Annotated in this window: 18 protein-coding genes; 17 read left to right on the forward strand and 1 reads right to left on the reverse strand. The window is 48.8% G+C overall.

The window, feature by feature from the left end:
* The 14 genes from M0R35_05960 to M0R35_06025 all read left to right on the forward strand — a co-directional run.
* The coding region (locus M0R35_05960) for a helix-hairpin-helix domain-containing protein (GenBank protein ID MCK9595204.1) at positions 1–441 on the forward strand (441 nt) is incomplete at its 5' end.
* A gap of 20 nt (positions 442–461) precedes the next feature.
* Complete coding sequence (gene scpB, locus M0R35_05965) at positions 462–1103, forward strand: SMC-Scp complex subunit ScpB (protein MCK9595205.1); 642 nt, start codon at positions 462–464, stop codon at positions 1101–1103.
* Positions 1072–2133: a prephenate dehydratase gene (gene pheA / locus M0R35_05970; GenBank protein MCK9595206.1), complete on the forward strand. Its 1062-nt coding sequence runs from the start codon at positions 1072–1074 to the stop codon at positions 2131–2133. The genes scpB and pheA overlap by 32 nt, the downstream gene beginning before the upstream one ends.
* 2 nt (positions 2134–2135) lie before the next feature.
* Positions 2136–3215: a histidinol-phosphate transaminase gene (gene hisC / locus M0R35_05975; protein ID MCK9595207.1), complete on the forward strand. Its 1080-nt coding sequence runs from the start codon at positions 2136–2138 to the stop codon at positions 3213–3215.
* A 14-nt stretch (positions 3216–3229) separates the two neighbouring features.
* Positions 3230–4246, forward strand: coding sequence for a 3-deoxy-7-phosphoheptulonate synthase (aroF, locus tag M0R35_05980; GenBank protein ID MCK9595208.1), 1017 nt, complete (start codon positions 3230–3232; stop codon positions 4244–4246).
* Complete coding sequence (locus tag M0R35_05985) at positions 4247–5077, forward strand: prephenate dehydrogenase (GenBank protein ID MCK9595209.1); 831 nt, start codon at positions 4247–4249, stop codon at positions 5075–5077.
* Positions 5074–5730, forward strand: a complete 657-nt coding sequence (gene cmk, locus M0R35_05990) for a (d)CMP kinase (GenBank protein ID MCK9595210.1) — start codon at positions 5074–5076, stop codon at positions 5728–5730. Before M0R35_05985 ends, cmk begins: the two co-directional genes overlap by 4 nt.
* A gap of 66 nt (positions 5731–5796) precedes the next feature.
* Positions 5797–7590, forward strand: a complete 1794-nt coding sequence (gene lepA / locus M0R35_05995) for a translation elongation factor 4 (GenBank protein ID MCK9595211.1) — start codon at positions 5797–5799, stop codon at positions 7588–7590.
* Positions 7587–8180 carry a signal peptidase I gene (gene lepB, locus M0R35_06000; protein ID MCK9595212.1) on the forward strand — a complete coding sequence of 198 codons (594 nt, stop codon included), beginning with the start codon at positions 7587–7589 and terminating at the stop codon, positions 8178–8180. The genes lepA and lepB overlap by 4 nt, the downstream gene beginning before the upstream one ends.
* On the forward strand, positions 8177–8746 hold the full coding sequence (locus M0R35_06005) for a CDP-alcohol phosphatidyltransferase family protein (GenBank protein MCK9595213.1): 570 nt from the start codon (positions 8177–8179) through the stop codon (positions 8744–8746). Before lepB ends, M0R35_06005 begins: the two co-directional genes overlap by 4 nt.
* Entirely contained in the window at positions 8715–9350 is a 636-nt protein-coding gene (gene plsY / locus M0R35_06010; protein MCK9595214.1) for a glycerol-3-phosphate 1-O-acyltransferase PlsY, read from the forward strand. Before M0R35_06005 ends, plsY begins: the two co-directional genes overlap by 32 nt.
* Positions 9351–9579: 229 nt before the next feature.
* A complete protein-coding gene (locus M0R35_06015; protein MCK9595215.1) occupies positions 9580–9915 on the forward strand; it encodes a hypothetical protein in 336 nt (111 codons plus the stop codon).
* 177 nt (positions 9916–10092) lie between these two features.
* Positions 10093–12948, forward strand: coding sequence for a tetratricopeptide repeat protein (locus M0R35_06020; GenBank protein MCK9595216.1), 2856 nt, complete (start codon positions 10093–10095; stop codon positions 12946–12948).
* Between the two features lie 156 nt (positions 12949–13104).
* Positions 13105–13812, forward strand: coding sequence for a transposase (locus M0R35_06025; protein MCK9595217.1), 708 nt, complete (start codon positions 13105–13107; stop codon positions 13810–13812).
* 17 nt (positions 13813–13829) lie between these two features.
* On the opposite strand, the gene M0R35_06030 is transcribed toward M0R35_06025, so the two are convergent.
* On the reverse strand, positions 13830–17060 hold the full coding sequence (locus M0R35_06030) for a cellobiose phosphorylase (GenBank protein ID MCK9595218.1): 3231 nt from the start codon (positions 17058–17060) through the stop codon (positions 13830–13832).
* A gap of 167 nt (positions 17061–17227) precedes the next feature.
* Here M0R35_06030 and gatC point away from each other — a divergent pair, with 167 nt between their 5' ends.
* The 3 genes from gatC to M0R35_06045 all read left to right on the forward strand — a co-directional run.
* Positions 17228–17515: an Asp-tRNA(Asn)/Glu-tRNA(Gln) amidotransferase subunit GatC gene (gene gatC / locus M0R35_06035; GenBank protein ID MCK9595219.1), complete on the forward strand. Its 288-nt coding sequence runs from the start codon at positions 17228–17230 to the stop codon at positions 17513–17515.
* A gap of 2 nt (positions 17516–17517) precedes the next feature.
* Positions 17518–18951 carry an Asp-tRNA(Asn)/Glu-tRNA(Gln) amidotransferase subunit GatA gene (gatA, locus tag M0R35_06040; protein ID MCK9595220.1) on the forward strand — a complete coding sequence of 478 codons (1434 nt, stop codon included), beginning with the start codon at positions 17518–17520 and terminating at the stop codon, positions 18949–18951.
* Positions 18948–19466 (forward strand): Asp-tRNA(Asn)/Glu-tRNA(Gln) amidotransferase GatCAB subunit B (locus M0R35_06045; protein ID MCK9595221.1); only part of this gene is annotated, 519 nt, incomplete at its 3' end. The genes gatA and M0R35_06045, both read left to right, overlap by 4 nt.

A 19466-nucleotide genomic window follows, 5' to 3' on the forward strand; every position in this document is an offset into this window, starting at 1 on the left:
AGCACCCCGGTGCTGATCGGTTTCCTGAACGAGGTTGAAAAGGAATTTTTCGAGTCTTTTATCACGGTCTCGGGGATCGGGCCTAAAGCCGCTTTAAAAGCTCTGAATCAGCCGATATCCCAGATCGCCAGGGCGATCGATGAAGGCGACGTGGATTCCCTGCGCTCTTTGCCCGGTATAGGGCAGCAGCGGGCAAAGGAAGTGATCGCCAAACTGCAGAACAAAGTCGGCAAATTCGGATTGATCCAGGACAGCCAGGTAAAGAACGCAGGATCGCCGGCCCATGATATGCAGGAAGAGGTAATGGCAGTGCTTACCCAACTGGGATATAAAAAACCGGAAGCCCAGACTATGATAAAAAAAGCCCTGGAACACGCCGGGCAGATAAAAACAAGCGAGGAATTACTCAACGAAGTTTACCGTCAGAAAAAAATACTTTAATTACGCCAGCGGGAGATATTATGGAAGAAAATACCCAAGCTGTGGAAAATACGCGAACGGATGACAATATAAAAGCGGTCGTCGAGGCCCTGCTTTTTTCCAGCGAAAAACCTTTAATGGTCGACCAGATCCGCAAGGTCCTGGATAACCTGGCCGCGGACCAGATCCGCGGGAAGATCCTGGAATTGAAAGAAGAGTATGAGCATTCCAACCGCGGCATGCGCATATATGAGGTCGCCGGAGGCTATCAGATGATCACCGCGCCGGTCTTCGCCACTTTCCTGCGCAAACTATATAAAGGGCCTCAGAGCTCGGAAAAACTATCCAAACCCGCCCTGGAAACTCTGGCGATAATCGCTTATAAACAGCCTTTGTCCAAGCTGGAGATAGAATCCCTGCGAAAGGTCAACGTGGACGGGGTCATGGCGACATTGCTGGACAAGAACCTGATCCGCGTTACCGGCAGGAAAAAAGCGCCGGGACGGCCCAAGGTATACGGGACCAGCCGGGAGTTCCTGGAATATTTCGGGTTAAAATCACTTGAAGAGCTGCCAAAGATCGACAATTTCCCTTTGCCTCAGGAATTGCTGGAATCGCCGATCGAAGAAACGCCAAAGAAAGAGGAGAACAATGTCCCTGGAGAAGCTGCGCAAACAAATTAACGAAACCGACAAGAAACTGGTAGAGGTCCTGAACCGCCGCGCCAGGATCATCCTGCGCATCGGGACGATCAAGGAAAGAACCGGCAAAAGCGTCTATTGCGCCGACCGGGAAAGCAAGATACTTAAAGGCATAACCGCGGCCAATAAAGGGCCGTTAAAATCCGAGGCATTGAAGGCGATCTACCGCGAGATCATGTCCGCCAGCCGGGCGCTGGAAAAGCCGCTGACCATCGCGTTCCTGGGCCCACAGGCTACTTTCACCCATCAGGCGTCGCTGAAGAAATTCGGCAGCCAGGTCGATTACCTTTCCTGCGAAAACATCAGCGACGTGTTCAATGAGGTGGAAAAAGACGCGGCGGATTACGGGGTAGTGCCGATCGAGAATTCTATCGAAGGCGCGGTCAACTACACCCTGGACATGTTTATGGACTCCGACCTTAAAATATGCAGCCAGATGAGCCTGGATATTGCGCATAACCTGCTGGCTAACTGTTCACTGGAACGGATCCGCAAGGTTTACTCCGTGCCTCAAGTCTTCGGGCAATGCCGGATATGGCTGCAGGAAAATTTGACGCACGCCGAACTTATCGAGGTCTCCAGCACCACCAAGGCCGCCCAGGTCGCCGCGCACGAAAAGAACAGCGCTTCCATATCTTCGATACTGGCGGCGCAGATATACGGATTAAAGACCGCCTGCCGGAATATCGAAGATTCCCCGCATAACATCACCAGGTTCTTTGTCATCGGCAAGGAACAATCCGGGATCACCGGGCAGGACAAAACATCGCTGATGTTTTCGATAAAAGATAAAATAGGCGCGTTGCACGAAATGCTCGAGCCGTTCCGAAAACACAAGGTAAACCTGAACAAGATCGAATCGCGGCCGTCGAAGAAAAAGGCCTGGGATTATTATTTCTTTGTCGATCTGGAAGGGCATATCCTTGAACCCAGGATCAAAAAAGCGGTTGAAGAGCTGGAAAATAAATGTAAATTCTTAAAGGTGCTGGGTTCATACCCGGTAGGAGACTAAAAATGAGCTTAGCCAGAAGGAACATACAGGAGATATCCCCATATATCGCCGGCAAACCGATCGCCGAGACAAAACGCGAATTGGGCTTAAAGAAAGTGATAAAGCTGGCTTCCAATGAAAATCCTTTCGGTGCTTCGCCGAAAGCGGTGAAAGCGATCAAACGCTGTTTGAAAGAGCTGAACCGTTATCCGGACAGCAACAGCTTTTATTTAAAGAAGCGCATAGCCTTGGGGCTCGAGGTCATACCTTCGAGCATCGTAGTCGGCAACGGCTCCGACGAATTGATCGATATTGTCCTGAAGACCTTTGTCGAAGACGGCGAGAACATAGTGACCGGGGATACCACTTTCCTGGAATACGGCATTATTTCCAAGGTTTACGCGCGGCAGGTCATCAAGGTCCCCTTGAAGGATTTTCGTTTCGATCTCGAGGGCATCCGGGATAAAATAAACAACAAGACCAAACTGGTCTTTATCGCCAATCCCAACAACCCAACCGGAACTTACGTAACTAAACCCGAACTGGAAAAATTCCTTTCGGGATTGCCGGATAACGTGATCGTGGTGATGGATGAGGCATATGACATATTTATTGACGTCCCGGATTATCCGTCCGGCGCGGATTATATAGGAAAAAACAACATAATCGTTTTGAAGACATTTTCCAAGGCTTACGGCCTGGCCGGATTACGCGTAGGTTTTGCCGTGGCCGCGGAGAGCTTAACCGCCTTTATGGAAAAAGCCAGACAGCCGTTCAATGTCAATTTGCCGGCCCAGGAAGCAGCCCTGGCTGCGCTGGACGACAAAGCGTTCCTGAACAAGACGCGCAAACTTGTCCTTAAGGGCAAAAAATACCTGTACGGCTGTTTTGACCGGATGAGCCTGGAATATATACCGTCGGTCACCAATTTCATTTTAGTCGACCTGAAAAAAGACGGGGTAACGGTATTTAAAGACCTATTGAAACAGGGGGTCATAGTCCGCGATATGCAGCAATATGGATTGAAGAATTTCGTGCGGATTACTATCGGGACTGCCGCGGAAAACAGAAAATTGATCGCCGCGTTAAAAAAAGTATTATAAAAACGGGGTAAAAAATGATCATTGTATTAAAACCTGGAACGACCGAAGAACAGGTAAGCCACATTATCCAAAAAGTCGAAAAACTCGGACTGACCCCGCATGTTTCCAAAGGGACAGAGAGGACCATCATTGGAGTGATCGGCCCGGAAGATATATTAAGGATCACCCCGCTGGAGGCATACCCTGGCGTAGAAAAGGTCATGCCGGTTTTAGCCCCTTACAAGCTGGTATCCCGGGAATTCAAATCCCAGGATTCGGTGATCGATGTGGGCAAAGGCGTGAAGATAGGCGGTAAAAATATCGTCATATTCGCAGGTCCGTGCGCGATTGAGGATACCGATACCCTTTACGATATCGCCCAGGAAGTAAAGAAAGTCGGGGCAAAGATACTGCGCGCAGGCGCATTCAAACCCAGGACATCACCTTACAGCTTTCAGGGAAAAGGCAAAGAAGGCCTGGAAATACTGCAAAAGGTCGGCAACGACCTGGATATGGTCACCATAACCGAGGTAATGGATTCCCGGGACGTGGAGCTGGTGGCTAAGTATGTCGATATCCTGCAGATAGGCGCGCGCAATATGCAGAATTTCAATCTTTTGAAAGAAGTCGGGCAGACAAAGAAACCGGTGCTATTAAAGCGCGGCCTGGCTTCGACCATCAAGGAACTGCTGATGTCGGCGGAATATATACTATCCGGAGGGAATTTTAACGTGATACTCTGCGAACGCGGTATCCGGACGTTCGAGGATTACACCCGCAATACACTGGATATCAGCGCGATCCCCGCGGTAAAACAGCTTTCGCATCTGCCGATAATCGCCGATCCCAGCCACGCGGCTGGAAAATGGGGGCTGGTTGCGGCGTTATCCAAAGCGGCTGTAGCAGCCGGCGCGGACGGATTGATCGTCGAAGTGCATAGTCACCCCGAGGACGCTTTATCCGACGGCGCGCAATCGCTTTTACCGGATAATTTCGCCAACCTCACACAGGAATTAAAGACCGTGGCCGCGGCTGTGGGAAGAGAGATATAAATGAAAATATTCGATAAAGTGGCTATAGTCGGCATTGGGCTTATCGGCGGCGCGATCGCAATGGAAATAAAAAAGAAGCGGTTGTGCCGCAGCGTGGTCGGGATAAGCCGCCATAAAAAAAACCTTCAGTTCGCGAAAAAAATCAAAGCTATCGACGCCGGATCAGTATCCCTGGAGATACTTAAAGACGCGGATATGGTGATCCTGGCAACCCCGGTCAGCGCTATCCTGGAACAAGCGCCTGAAATCGCAAAGGCCATCCGTCCGGACTGTATCGTTTGCGATGTCGCCAGCACGAAATACGGGATTGTAGCCCGGCTGGATAAACTTTTCCCGCGCTTCATCGGGACCCATCCGTTGGCGGGATCTGAAAAACGGGGGATCAAAAATTCTCCGGGCGTTATCCTGGACGGATCGATCTGCATAATTACCCCGACCAAACGCACCGATAAGAATACTTTAAAGATTGTCACGGCGTTTTTTGCCAAGATAGGATTCAAGACCGTTGTGATGTCCGCCCAAGACCATGACCTGGCGTTATCATTCATAAGCCATCTGCCGCACTTGGCCGCGTTCACAATGATCAACTCTATTCCCCGCAAATTTTTGGATTTCGCGCCGCCCAGCCTGCGCGAGACCACGCGGATAGCCTCATCCGATCCGCAGCTCTGGACGGATATAATCCTGAACAATAAAAGGTCCGTCTTGAACGCCCTGGAGCTTTTTCTAAAAAACCTTTCAGCAGTCGCCGCATTTATCAAGAACAACGACAAATCTTCCCTGGAACGTGTTTTTGCCGGAGCCCAAAGAAATAGGAAAATACTTAAATGATCATTGCTATCGACGGTCCGGCAGGCGCAGGTAAAAGCACGGTCGCCAAGATACTGGCAAAGAAGCTGGGTTTCCTGTACCTTGATACCGGAGCGATGTACCGGGCGCTGACCTTTAAGGCGCTGGAGAACAAAATGGACATAGGCGACCACGCCGGGCTCGCCGCGTTGGCAAAAAACACCTCGATAGACCTGATCCCCGGCAAAGATGACCGATTAACCGTATTGCTGGACGGGAATGACGTTTCCCTGGCTATCCGCGAACCGCGAATAACCCGCCATGTTTCGGATGTTGCCAAGGTAAAAGAGGTGCGGCAGGTGCTTTTAGAACTCCAGAGAAAACTGGGATCCAGCCGCAACAGCATACTTGACGGCAGGGATATCGGCACAATGGTTTTTCCTAACGCCGAGAAAAAATTCTTTATCGACGCTAAGATCGATGAGAGGGTCAACCGCAGGTATAAAGACCTGCAGAATCTGAATATACAAGGCGTATCCCGTGAACAGGTCGCCGGGGACCTGAACAACCGCGACACCATTGATTCAACCCGGGAATTCGCTCCCCTGAAAAAAGCGGATGACGCTATCTATATCGACACGACGAATTTATCGATAGATGAAGTAGTTCAGGCAATGATAAACCACCTTCAATAATCAAGACCCGGTCTCGCAACGCCTTATGCTCCAATAAGTTACAAGACCGGGTCTTAAACATAAACTATGGATAAATCACTGATCCGCAATTTCAGCATTATCGCTCATATCGACCACGGCAAATCCACGCTTGCCGACCGGATACTTGAGCTTACCGGAGCCCTTGACCGCCGGCATACCAAAGACCAGGTGCTGGACGATATGGATCTGGAGAGGGAGCGCGGCATAACCATCAAGGCCTCAATGGTCCGTATAACCTATAAAGCAAACGACGGCAAGGAATACATTCTCAACCTTATCGATACCCCCGGCCACGTTGATTTTACCTACGAGGTATCCAAATCCCTGGCCGCCTGCGAAGGCGCGGTGCTGCTTATTGACGCCGCCCAGGGCATAGAAGCGCAGACCGTGGCCAATTATTACCTGGCCCTGGAAAACAACCTGGAGATCATCCCGGTGATCAATAAGATCGACCTGCCCAGCATCGACCTGCCGAAAACCACCGAGCAGATAATCGACGTTTTGGGATTCCGGAATGAGGACATAATACAGGCATCCGCGAAAGCCGGCACCGGCGTAAAAGAGATACTGGAACGGGTGATTGAGATAGTCCCTGCGCCCAAGGGAGAAGACGCCAACACCTTAAAGGCTTTGGTCTTTGACTGCCGTTTCGACGTGTATAAAGGCGTGGTGGTCTACGTCAGGATAATGGATGGGCGGTTCGACAGCCGGACGCAGTTAAAAATGATGCACTCCGGAAAAGTCTATAAACTGGAAGAGTTGGGCGTTTTCGCCAATTTGAATTATACCAAGGTGGATGAACTTACCTGCGGGGAAGTCGGTTATTTCACCGCTAACATCCGCGACGCGCGGGAGATCATTATCGGAGACACGATCACCGACGTAAAGAACCCCTGCACCGTGCCTCTGGCCGGGTACAGAACGGTCAAGCCTTTGGTTTTCTGCGGGATATACCCGGTCAACCCCGCGGATTTCGCCGACCTGCGCGACGCCATGGATAAACTGAAACTCTCGGACGCCTCGTTTATTTTCGAACCGGAGAATTCCCAGTCTTTCGGTTCAGGGTTCCGCTGCGGGTTCCTGGGATTGCTTCATATGGAGATCGTCCAAGAGCGCCTGGAGAGGGAATACAACCTTAATCTCATCCTGACCGTGCCGAACGTCGTTTATAAGATCAAGAAGACCGACGGCGAGGTCGTCGAAGTGGATACCCCCGCGAAATTCTCGCCGCAGGAGGTCCTTGAGGCCTATGAGCCGTACGTAAAGCTTTTGATAATCATCCCTGTTGATTCTATCGACCCGGTCTGCGAAATGGTCAAGGGCCGCAGAGGCAGCTTTGTCTCCAAAGAACACCTGGGGACGGAAAGGGTCAAATTGAACTTCGATATCCCGCTTTCGGAGATAATCGTGGATTTCTACGACCGGCTGAAATCGCTGACACGGGGGTATGGTTCTATCGACTATGAATTTAAAGAATATTTCCCCACAAAGCTGGTAAAACTTGATATAATGTTCAACGGCGTCATTTGCGACGCATTTTCATCGTTGATGCCAAAAGAAAAAGCCAGCCATAAAGCGCACGCCCTGGCGTCAAAACTGAAGGAATTGATACCGCGCCAGTTATTCGAGGTGGCAATCCAGGCGGCGGTCGGCGGACAGATCCTGGCATCCGAAAAAGTCAGGCCGGTAGGCAAACACGTTACCAGCAAATGTTCCGGCGGAGATATTACCCGCAAGCGCAAACTATGGGAGCACCAGAAAGAATCGAAAAAACGGCTGAAGCAGTTTGGAAAGGTGGAGATACCGCAGGAGGCGTTTCTGGAGGTTTTAAAAATATGACACTGAAAAAAAACAGCGCTTTACCCGGAAAAAAAAGGTCGGTTATATATGAGTGGCTGGAATCCGCGGTCATCGCGTTCATTCTGGCGATGATAATACGCGCTTTTATCATCCAGGCGTTCAAGATCCCCACAGGATCAATGCGGCCGACATTGCTGGAAGGCGACGCCATCCTGGTCAATAAATTTATTTACGGGGCCAGGGTCCCATTCCTCGGCTGGCAGATGCCGGCTTTGCGCCAGCCTAAAAGAGGTGACGTCGTGGTTTTTATCTTCCCCAAAGACCCCAAAAAAGACTTTATTAAACGACTGATCGCCACCGAAGGCGAAACCGTGGAGATAAAAAACGGCACTATCTACGTAAACGATCAGCCGCTGCTTGACCCGATCTTCAACCAGACATATTATTATAACCGGGAGTACTACGGCAGCAATAAGATCGTTGTACCAAAAGACAGTTATTTTGTTTTGGGCGATAATTCCGCGTCCTCCCAGGATTCCCGGTACTGGGGATTCGTCCCTAAGAAGAACATGCTGGGAAAGGCCATACTGATCTACTGGCCGCCGCAGCGCATGCGGGTAATTAAATGAACTTCGCAAATAAAATATCGACGTTCAGGATAGTCAGCGTCCCGTTCTTTGTGGCCTGCCTGGTTTATTATTCCCAGGAACCCGGCACGCGGGATTACTTGCGCTTCGCGGCTTTGGGCATATTCATACTGGGGGTGATTTCCGACGCGGTAGACGGTTATATCGCCCGAAGATCAAAATCCTATTCCCGCGCAGGACTGATCCTTGACCCGTTAGGCGATAAATTGCTCCTGATGAGCGCGTATGTCTGCCTTTACCTGATTCCGATGGATATCAAATTCCCTTTGCCGGTGATCCTGATAGTGATCAGCCGCGACGTGCTGATCCTTCTCGGCGCGCTGGTCATATTCATCGTAAAACAGGATATAAACGTTTTTCCCAGCCGGTGGGGCAAGCTTACTACCACTTTTCAAATGCTCTCGGTGATCTTTGTACTCCTGCAATGGAAATTTTCATTTATTTTCTGGTGGATCGCGGCGGCATTCACCATTATTTCCGGCGCGGACTACATCAAGAAAGGGTTCAAAATACTCTATGCACTGGATAATTCCAGGAACAGCCGTTAGTTATCTTATCGGGTCCATACCTACGGCATATATTTTTGGCCGGCTGCTTAAAGGCATTGATATCCGCAAATTCGGTTCAGGCAATGTCGGCGCCACCAACGCCTTGCGCATACTGGGCAAGAGGGCGGGGATCGTTGTTCTATCTCTGGATGTGTTAAAAGGGCTGCTGCCGGTTGTTTTATTAGGGAACTTTATACTGCAGCGGACTTTGTTCAACCCGCAGGTAATTTTAATAATCCTGGGAATCGCCTGTATCACCGGGCACAACTGGCCGATATTCCTGAATTTCAAAGGCGGCAAAGGAATAGCCACCAGCTTGGGCGTATTGCTCGGCCTGGCGATCAAAATACCCGGCTTAGGCGCTATTTTAGGCATGGTTTTGCTTATTTGGCTTGTTGTTTTTCTGCTCAGCAGGATCGTTTCTCTGGCTTCATTGGCAGGCGCTTTTTTTTTACCGGTTTTCATGCTGCTATTCAAACAATCGATACTTATGTTTTCCGCAACATTGATCCTGTCTATCTTTGTGATTTTGCGCCATAAAACCAATATTATCCGGCTATATCATGGCCAAGAAACCCGCCTTAAATTCAAAAAAACCATTTGAAACCGTTTTCATTATAACCCCTTGTCGCACTTGAAAATATAAAAATAAAGGCTATACTTATAATGAAAAACGAAATTTTTTTTGGGGTTTTAATTAAGCATTTTCGAAAGTATTTAATAATCCCCACCAATTGCCCGGAAACACGCGAGGGCAAAAACGGAAGGCAGGGGATAGCCGGGTCAGCTAATGACCCGGCGATTTTGTAAAGCCACTTTTTCAAGGAGAAAGCATGCGCGATCTCTTGTTTAAGAACCTGACATCCTCAGACCATCACCGCCGAATAATCGCCAGTTCGGAAGTAAGCGATAAATCCGGCATTCGCACTACGGTAAGGCGGCATTTTGTCTACTTGGTCAGAGAGGTCCCGAATAACAAGATCGAAAGACATTTGCCGTATTTATTTGTTCTGAAAGAGAGGAATACTCATACAAAAAGTGAAAAGTTCTATTGCCGGATGAAGGGGAATATTTACGCTGTCTCTCATGGCAAACTTCTGCATATCCAATTTATGCATTCTTTAAGGATCTATCTGAACTCGCTTCCGGCTGATCAGGTGCAAATCTAAAAAATAGTATAATATATGTTAATTTATAATATATTTAGTGTAAAACTTGACAAATTGCCATCCATTGGCTATACTTATTAAAGGAATTATTAAAGTGCTTTTCCGGCATTTTTTGCCACGGAATGTAACCGGATGACTCAAGATATTGCGTATCCGGTTTTTTGTAATTAAAAACCTATGAAAAAACTCAAATTACTACTAATTTTGGCTTGCGTAATCGCCCTGATCTTCACGGCTAATCAGGCGTCTGCCTCATCGGAAATAGTGGAATTCCTGATAGACCTGGGCACTTCGTATTATGATGAAGGAAGATATGATCAGGCCTTGACTGAATTCAAAAAAGTCCTGGTTTTGGAACCGGATAATGCTATCGCGGCAGAGTACATCGAGACCATAAAAGAAGCGGAAGAGGAAATCGAACAGATCGAAACCGAACAAATACAGGCCAGACAAGCCGAAGAACCCGCAGTTGAACCGATCCCTGAATATATCGCGCCTGAAGTAAGTGAATCAATAACCCAACCTATAATTGAACCTGTAAACGAATCACTACTTGAGCCTGAAACATTTGAGCAGGAATTTACGCCTCAACCGCCGCCGGCATCAGCTATTCCGGTTACCGCGCCGTTCATTCCCGGGGTATCCGCGCCTGTGCCCGCAAAGCCGGCTTCGGACAAAAAAGACGATATTAAACATTTACAGATAGGCAAAGTGATCGTATCCGGAGAGGTCCAAATGGCCGCCGGTATGGACTCAGGCGGGAACGCCATATGGAACCGCTCGAATTTCGATCTGAACGAAAAGAACTGGCGCATACTTTCCAGGGATGTCTATAATTACCGTGAGAACACTTACGACCCGGGTATATACGACAGGCTGAAGGTCATACTGAACACCCCGGAAGAAGACAACGGTTTCGGATTCCACGCCGATATCACCATAGATCCATGGAGCTTTACCCGCAAGAGCGAGAAGATGACCATTACCGGAGCGGGCGGGGACAGCGCCGAAATACAGTTAAAGGGCTTCGGCAACAGCAATTACATGATGAACAGCTCTGTCTATACCACGCAGAACAATGATACCTTCAGTATCCCGGAGATCAAAGTCGTCGACGGAACGTCGGTACCAACGAATATAACCTCCAAGTGGACGAACACCTTCGTGATCCCGGCAATGGACGTGGATTACGAATTCCAGCCTATCCGGGAATTATGGGTGGATTATAAGCAGGACGATTACCTTAAACTGCGCGTTTTCCCCATAGCCACCGAGAAACAGGCGTATAGCTCGGACGATCCGCTGAAACTTTCCAACAACCGCACTTACTGGGAGGACAGCCCGTGGCTGCGGGCATGGAAAAAAGGCAACTATAATTCCACATCCGGCAGTTTTACCAAAGGATACTGGGACGATTCCATCAGTTTCGGCACCCGCGACAGCTCAGGCAACAGATTGACCGCGCTGCGCGGTTTTTCATTCAATCTTAACCCGGGGGAAGAGACATCATTCACCACCACCTGGGCCACGCCCAAGGATCCCTGGCAGTATTATTCGGATATCGATAACATCGGCGGCGCCACCCGGGTCAAGCAAGTTGTCGGCGACAAGGTAGCCCTGGGGCTCACGCATACCGCCCGCATCGGCATGGTTGACGGCGGAAGCACGGTTGACAGCCGGGTCAATGTCCTGGCTGGCGACGCTTCATATGAATTTATCGAAGGGACTAAAGCTGTGACGGAAGTCGCGGCTTCCCAGGGCAAATACGATATAACCAACTCCACTTACATGACCCGCTCAAGGGGCAACGCATATTTCTTCTCCCTGGTAAACCGCTATCCCCGGATGGAAATACTTAACACGAGTTACGACCGGATCCAACCTGAAAAAGACGAGAGTTTCATGTCCAAGGTCAGATTTATGGCTGTGCATATGGATAAAGGATTTGATACGCCGCTTTCCAGCTACCGTCAAACCCGAAAGGATTCTTACTGGTCCAGGCACATACATTTCCGCCAGCCGCTTAATTATTTCTATGAAAGCCTTTTTTACCCCTCAATGAATTCCGCGGACCTGTCGGCATTCGCCATCGGCGACGGCGTTGATATCGGCAGGGACGTAATCGGGATGCGCTGGAAAGTAAGTTTAGAGGATAGTTTCAGCAATTTATTCGATATCAGGAACGTTCATACCGTTGAAGGCAAATATGTCGAAACCGTAGCCAGGGACGAAGCGGAATTAAAAGTAACCGACAAACTGACCGCCAAAGCCTTGGGGATCTACCAGGATATGCCCAAAACAAAAGCCGGGATCGACCCGTTTATTTACGACAGCCTAACCGGGATATATCTGACTAATTCCGCTGTCAAAGATGGCACCGATCCGTCGTTAAAGACCGGTTCTTTAGGCATGGAATATGAATTTACCGATTGGGTGCGGGTGAACGGCGTATATGAGCGGACCAACGATTACACTTTAGCTTACGGCGATTTCCCGCGCGGAATACTCTGCGATGCCAATATGTCCGACACCTATTACGAATACGGCAATAAATATATGCGCGAGCTGAATTACCTTTACAGCCAGCAGTATTTCCCCTCAGCGCCTTATCCGTTCTATAATGTTTACAAGGCCGGGATAATGCTGACACCTACTGACAAAACCCAGATATACCTGGATTACACCCGCAATGATTTCGAGAAGGCCGGACAGATATCAGACGGTATGAATCATTACGGGGCGGAGATCGGTTACCTGCCGAGCAAGAAACTGGGATTTTACACCCGCTACACTTATTCCCGCTGGCAGGACCTTGACCGGGTGATCGAAGGTGATACTAAAACCGTCGGGCATCATAATATTTTTATCTCAACGCGCTACGCGCCGACCCCTGAACAGGAATTTGACATCGAATACGGCGTTTCCCCGAATTACCCGGTGATCGAATCCACTACCAGCGATCCTCTGGGCGGCAGCCTTCAGACCATCGACACCATGCATATAATCCGCTTATACTACCGCCGCAAATTCTAACCCTGTAGACGTTGTACGCATCCTCTTATCTGATAACGAATTACAAATAAATGTTTTATTAACCAAATTACATTTTATTCTTTAACGCTGCGTTTTAAAAAACTTGTTAGATTTTACCCTACTTTACGTCTATTAATAGTAGAAAAGGAGGGTAAAATGCCCGCATATGCCCGTAAGCACCAACTCAGCAACGCAGTGATCTATCATGTATTTAACCGCAGCCTTAATAAAAAGGTAATATTCGGCGCGCCAAACGATTATTTTCATTTCCGAAGATTGCTCAGGGATTATTGCCGCAAATTCAAGCTCAGTTTATATCATTGGGCGATCATGCCCACGCATTACCATCTTCTTCTTGAGATCGATAATCCAGCGCAGATATCACGGTTCATGGCCGGGTTAAACCGGGCATATACACATTATCACCATAAAGTTTATTCGAGTTCAGGTTTTCTCTGGGGAGGAAGGTTTAAATCGCAAGCGATCCAAAAGGAACGTTATCTTGTGGCCTGCGGAAGATATATCGAACGTAATCCGGTCAGAGCCGAGTTTGTGAATAACGCGCAAGATTATTTACACAGCAGCGCGGGGTTTTATTGCACTGGCGCGGCGGATGAGCTAACCACTGAAGATACTTTTTATACGGAACTCGGTAATGATCCGGAAACGAAACGAATAGCCTATACAGAGTTCCTGCGGGATTTCAATGCGGATGAAGAAGAATTATTCGCCAACCTTGAAGATCCCCTTGGCGATATAAATTTTATTACGCGCTTACGCAAACAAAACGGCCGTTTTATGCCTAGAAACGAAGGACGCCCACAAAAACATTTATTTGTAAATGCATATACTGGAAGCAGTTAGCTACAACGTCTACAGGATTAGAGATAAATATCGATCCTGGAAACCCGGCCGCTGCGCACCTGCCGGGCATAAGGAGCAGGGATAGTGTCGGAAAATATCTGCACCGGTTTGTTATTTTCATCGTTAAACGCGATCTTACGCACGACCGCGGCATCTTTTCCGAACGTATCTTTACGCTGCGGGTTATGATATACAACCTGCACTTTGCCTAAGAACGAGAAGCTATATGTATTCGCTTTCTTGGTGAACAGCCAACCGGCCAACACCGGAGAAAATCTCAAGTTCAACTCATTTTTTTCGTCCAGGATGAACGGTTTTTTACCGACATTCATCACCAGCCATATATTCAGGAATTCCACGGTAGAGCCGGAAAGCCTGGCCACAAAACCGTTGCCGTGGAGTTCTTTATACGGGAATGCGCTGGAAACCAGAAAAGAAGAATTTTCCAGGATACTGCGGCCGTAACGCTCGGGTTTCTGGAAGGGGATAAGCACATTGCGGAAATCCGAGTAGAACTCCTCATAAAGGCCGTGCTCAAGTATTTCCAGGAGGTATTTATATTCCATATGCAGCCAGATCGATTCATTCTCCAGCCAACCGGGAGTGAATGCCCGGCAACGGCCAAGCTCTAAGGGCATATCCGCAAGCGGGGCGGTCACTTTATACATCTTCAGAGCCTTGTCATAAAGCGAGCTTTTGCGGGTCGCGTCATATATCTTTCGCGCAGTCTCTTTATTGCCGGTCAGGCGCAAGGCATGCATCTGTCCTTCGAGGAAATAAGATACTTTTTTCTGCACGAATTTAGTCGGCTTGATGAAACCGTCGTTCAATCGCTCATACGCAACCACTTCATTGATGAAATACCCGCAATAAAGGTCCGCATCATCGGCTTTGGCCAGCCCGATATCGATTTTTTTAAGCGCATCTTCCAGCACCGGCTTTATCGCGGAAACATAAACCTCGACTTCCTTGCCGCTGAACCCGAATTTAGTCTTTTGGCGGTAAGCCTCGCGCAGGCCGTAACTTTTATCCCAGAACAGATACTCCTTATCCTCGCAGCGGCTATCCAGATTCTCACGGATCAGCATGCCCAACTCAATAAAAAATTCATTGATCTCCTCGGAAAGGCAGATCTTTTCCACCCGGGCCTGTTCAAACGCGTTTTTGAGAAAAAGCACCAGCCTTTTCAACTCAAAGCTTTCGCAGGAAGACGAACCGAAAAGTGCAGGCAGGCCGTTCAAGGCGTCGAACCAATTGGGTTTATCCGCTTCCATCTCGATCCCCACGCCGAACGGATCAAGCGATGAAAGCTTGTTCACCAAAAGGCAAAAAAGCTTGTTTACCGGCGTGGTCACATAAACATCGCCGCGGCCGTTGGCGGAGCGCATAATATGCGGCAATTCCTGCCTTTGAGCGATCAAATCTTTCTTCTCCGGGTCAACCACTACCGAATGCAGCTGTTTAGGCCGGCCGTCGAGAAGCAGATATTTTTCATTGCGCGGACGGATAACATGATCGTTATCAAAAAAAGTGACGCATTTCTTGTCAAAAATAAGCTCTTTAAGTTTTTCCGGATAAACCCCGAGGTAATTTTCCAGAAGGTCGAGATTATAATGCCAATGGTCGGTCCAGAATCCTTCGCCGTGCTCAGCCTGCGGGATCTTATCGGAAGACGTCAATAAAAGAGCGAGGAATCCGTCATTGGTCAAAGTTAACTTGATATTATTCTCCTCCAGAAAAAGGATGACTTTACCCGGAGCGAACGGCTTAGCCAATAATCCCATTATCCTGGCCGCGTCTTTTTCCGAACAAATACCGTTAAGCCTGCCCCGGAAAGCAGAGCTGTCCTGCAAACGGAATATAGCGCCTTTGACTACCAGGGGATTATACCCGTCGGACTGCAGGAGATTCAGGAACGTGGGGATGTTAAACTCTTTTATCTCCGGATGGAACCATACGTCGCACCTGCGATTCTGGTTCATATCGCGGTAATTCCCATTGCCCTGGGAGAAATACGTGTCCTGGATCTGGAATTTATTGTAATCACGCTCCAGGTCGCCGTGTTTGCGGGAATAAAGATAGAAGACCTTTTCCTTATTATCGGCGGCAAAAGTCACCGGGTATCCGCCGCGCATAATGTTATCCAGGTATGTCTGGCGGCAATACTGGTCGAATTCCGCGGAACTGCTTTTTGTATCCACCTCGGACTGCAATTGGCCGATTATATCCCTGTTTTCCGCTTTTTTCCGTTCAAGATAACCGGGCTTAAGTATCTTTTTGACCGCGGTATCCAAAAGTTCGATACTGCGGGTATTGCCGACCACGGTAGAGAAGGTTTTTTCGGCGCCGGAGGCCAGGTTAAGGTCCAAAAGAGAAAAACCGCAGGGGATCTTGCAGACAGTCTGCTGTTTAGCCGGATAGCCGAATTTTTTCGTAGAGATAAACCGGCGCGGGCAGGAAAAATCATTGATCTGGCCGAATATCGCCTCAGGATCAACCACCGGCTTGATAATCTCGTTCTTTTTCCCCTTGGCCTGAAAGGACAGATAGAAATTACCTCCTTTAATATGGACCACCTGCGGACGGTCAATCGGGTCGAGATCGACCTTATAAAAAGGCACGCCTTTCTTCAAGTTTTCCACCTGCATCCAGGCCTCGATGGTCCGGCTGAGTTTTTTCAGAAAAAGGTTGGCTATACCGAAAGGGACGATCCTGGGCAGGCCGTCAAGCAACTGTATTTTGCGCTGTTTACGCGAGGTATTCTTTATCCTGACTATCCTGACCAGGGCGGCGTATGAGTCCTGTGGAATAGTGAAATATTCCACGTTAATCTCCAACCCCAGGCTTTTATTCAACTCCCGGATTTTCAGGTCATGAGAGGTCATAGACATCCGGTTCTCCAGGTCGTATTCAAAGCTGGTAAAACCATTGTGGAAGGGCTCGTAAAACCGCTCTTTCTTATCCGAGATTATTTTAATGAAGGTACGGAAGCCCAAAAGAGAGGTCTGCTGCCAAGCCTTATTCGCCGGCTGGAATTCCAAGATCGCCTGGTCCTTGCCGTCGGTGCCGAAGCTGTTGATACACTGGCCGCGGTTGACGTAAAAGACCCACATGGGGATACCGTATTTTCCGGCAATACCCGGGAAAAAATTCGCCAAAGGCTTGGCGTAATTATAATTCTCGATGATAAACTCACCGTTCGCGTTAAGGTGATATTTAACTTTCTTATCGTTTGCGGCCATTGACATTTTTAACACTCCTTGAAATAAGCTAAAAAAACGGCAGGACAGAGCCACCTTTACTGGAATTGATAATTGACTTACTTATTTTACCTATTTTACTTGATTTGTCCACTAATTTTCGCGCTCTGTTTTTCTTTGACTTTTAGAGCAAAAAATGTTAATATTTAGCTCTTATGGCACTCTCAAAAGAAACAGTAAAGTATGTGGCGGACTTAAGCCGGATCGAGCTTAAACCGGAAGAGCTGGAAATCCTTTCCAAACAACTGGAAGGGGTTCTGGCGTTTATCGGCAAGCTTAACGAACTGGATATATCAAATATAAGCCCGACAAACCACATCCTGCCGATCAATAACGTGCTGCGCGAAGACACGGCTAAGAGCCCTTTAACCCCGGATAAATCCCTGGCCAACGCGCCACAGGCCCGCGGCAATTTTTTCGAAGTACCCAAGGTGATCGAATAAATATGGAACTTTTCAAACTTACAGCCAGCGAGCTTCTGGATAAGCTAAGCCGCAAAGAAACAACCCCCGAAGATATACTAAAAAGCCTGTCACAACGGATCAAGGATATTGACAACAGGGTAAAAGCCTATGTCCGCTCTTCCAATCCTGATGAGCGCCTGCCGCTAAACGCCCGCAGCGGACCGCTGGCAGGAATACCTGTTTCGATCAAAGACAATATCTGCACCGCAGGACTTAATACAGAATGCTGCTCCAAGATACTGGATGGGTTCAAGCCGCCTTACGACGCCACCGTTATCAAAAAATTAAAGGATTCCGGCGCGACGATATTGCCGGTAAAAACCAATATGGATGAATTCGCTTTTGGTTCATCCACGGAAAACTCGCATTTCGGCCCCACGCATAACCCCTGGGACCTGAACCGCGTTCCCGGGGGCTCTTCAGGAGGCTCAGCCGCGGCAGTAGGCGCGGATGAAGCGATCCTGGCATTAGGCTCGGATACAGGAGGCTCGATACGCCAGCCCGCATCGTTTTGCGGGGTAGTCGGCTTAAAACCCACATACGGACGGGTATCACGTTATGGATTGATCGCTTTCGCCTCCAGCCTGGACCAGATCGGGCCGCTGACCAAAGATGTAAGAGACAGCGCTCTATTGTTGAATGCGATCTCCGGACACGACCCTATGGATTCAACCTCAGTGGATATACCTGTCCCGGATTATACCAAATCCCTGGTCAATGACGTAAAAGGGATAAAGATCGGCATTCCCAAAGAATATTTTGTCGAAGGGATGAACCCGGAAGTAAAAGCGATCGTGGAAGAAGCGATAAACAAATTGCGATCGCTGGGAGCAAAGCATAAGCCCGTATCCCTGGCGCATACGGATTACGCGGCGCCGGTTTATTACATATTGGCGACTGCCGAGGCCAGCTCTAACCTGGCCAGATTCGACGGTGTGCAATACGGGCTAAGGGTTAAAACCTCAAAACTTATCGATATGTATAAAAGGACGCGCGGCGAAGGATTCGGCCAGGAAGCGAAACGCCGGATACTCTTGGGGACTTTCGCGCTTTCTCACGGTTATTATGACGCTTATTACCTGCGGGCGTTGAAGGTCCGAACATTGATAAAGCAGGATTTCGACCGGATATTCAATGACTTCGACTGCATCGTCACGCCGACCTCGCCGACGCCGGCATTTAAAATAGGCGAAAAATCCGATGACCCGCTTTCAATGTACCTGTCGGATATCTACACCATTTCAGCGAACCTGGCCGGAATACCGGCGATATCCATTACCTGCGGTTATACCAAGGCCGGGCTTCCGGTGGGATTGCAGATACTGGCTAAGCCTTTCGCCGAAGAAACGCTTTTCAGAGTGGCGCATACTTACGAACTGAATACCGAGTGGCACAAAATAAAACCCAAGCTATGAGCGATTACGAGCCGGTAATAGGACTAGAAGTCCACGTGCAGTTAAAAACCGATACCAAGGTCTTCTGCGGCTGTTCGACCAAATTCGGTGCCGAACCGAATACCCAGGTCTGCCCGGTTTGCCTGGGATTTCCCGGTTCTTTGCCGGTATTGAACCAGCTGGCCCTGGAGTATTCGATAAAGGTCGGGCTGGGGCTGAACTGCGCCATCCAGGAATATACCAAGTTCGACCGCAAGCATTATTATTATCCGGACCTGCCTAAAAATTACCAAATATCCCAATATGACCTGCCTATATCCAAAAACGGCTTCCTGGATATTGAAGCCGCGGGCAAAACAAAAAGAGTGGGGATAACCCGCGCGCACCTGGAAGAAGACGCCGGAAAGCTTATCCATAACGACGGCTCAAGCAGCGTTGATTATAACCGGACCGGACAGCCGCTTTTGGAGATCGTCAGCGAACCGCAGATATATTCCCCGGAAGAGGCGTATGAATACCTTACCGCGTTAAAAAGC

It is taken from the genome of Candidatus Omnitrophota bacterium (assembly GCA_023227985.1).
Lineage (GTDB): Bacteria > Omnitrophota > Gorgyraeia > Gygaellales > Profunditerraquicolaceae > JALOCB01.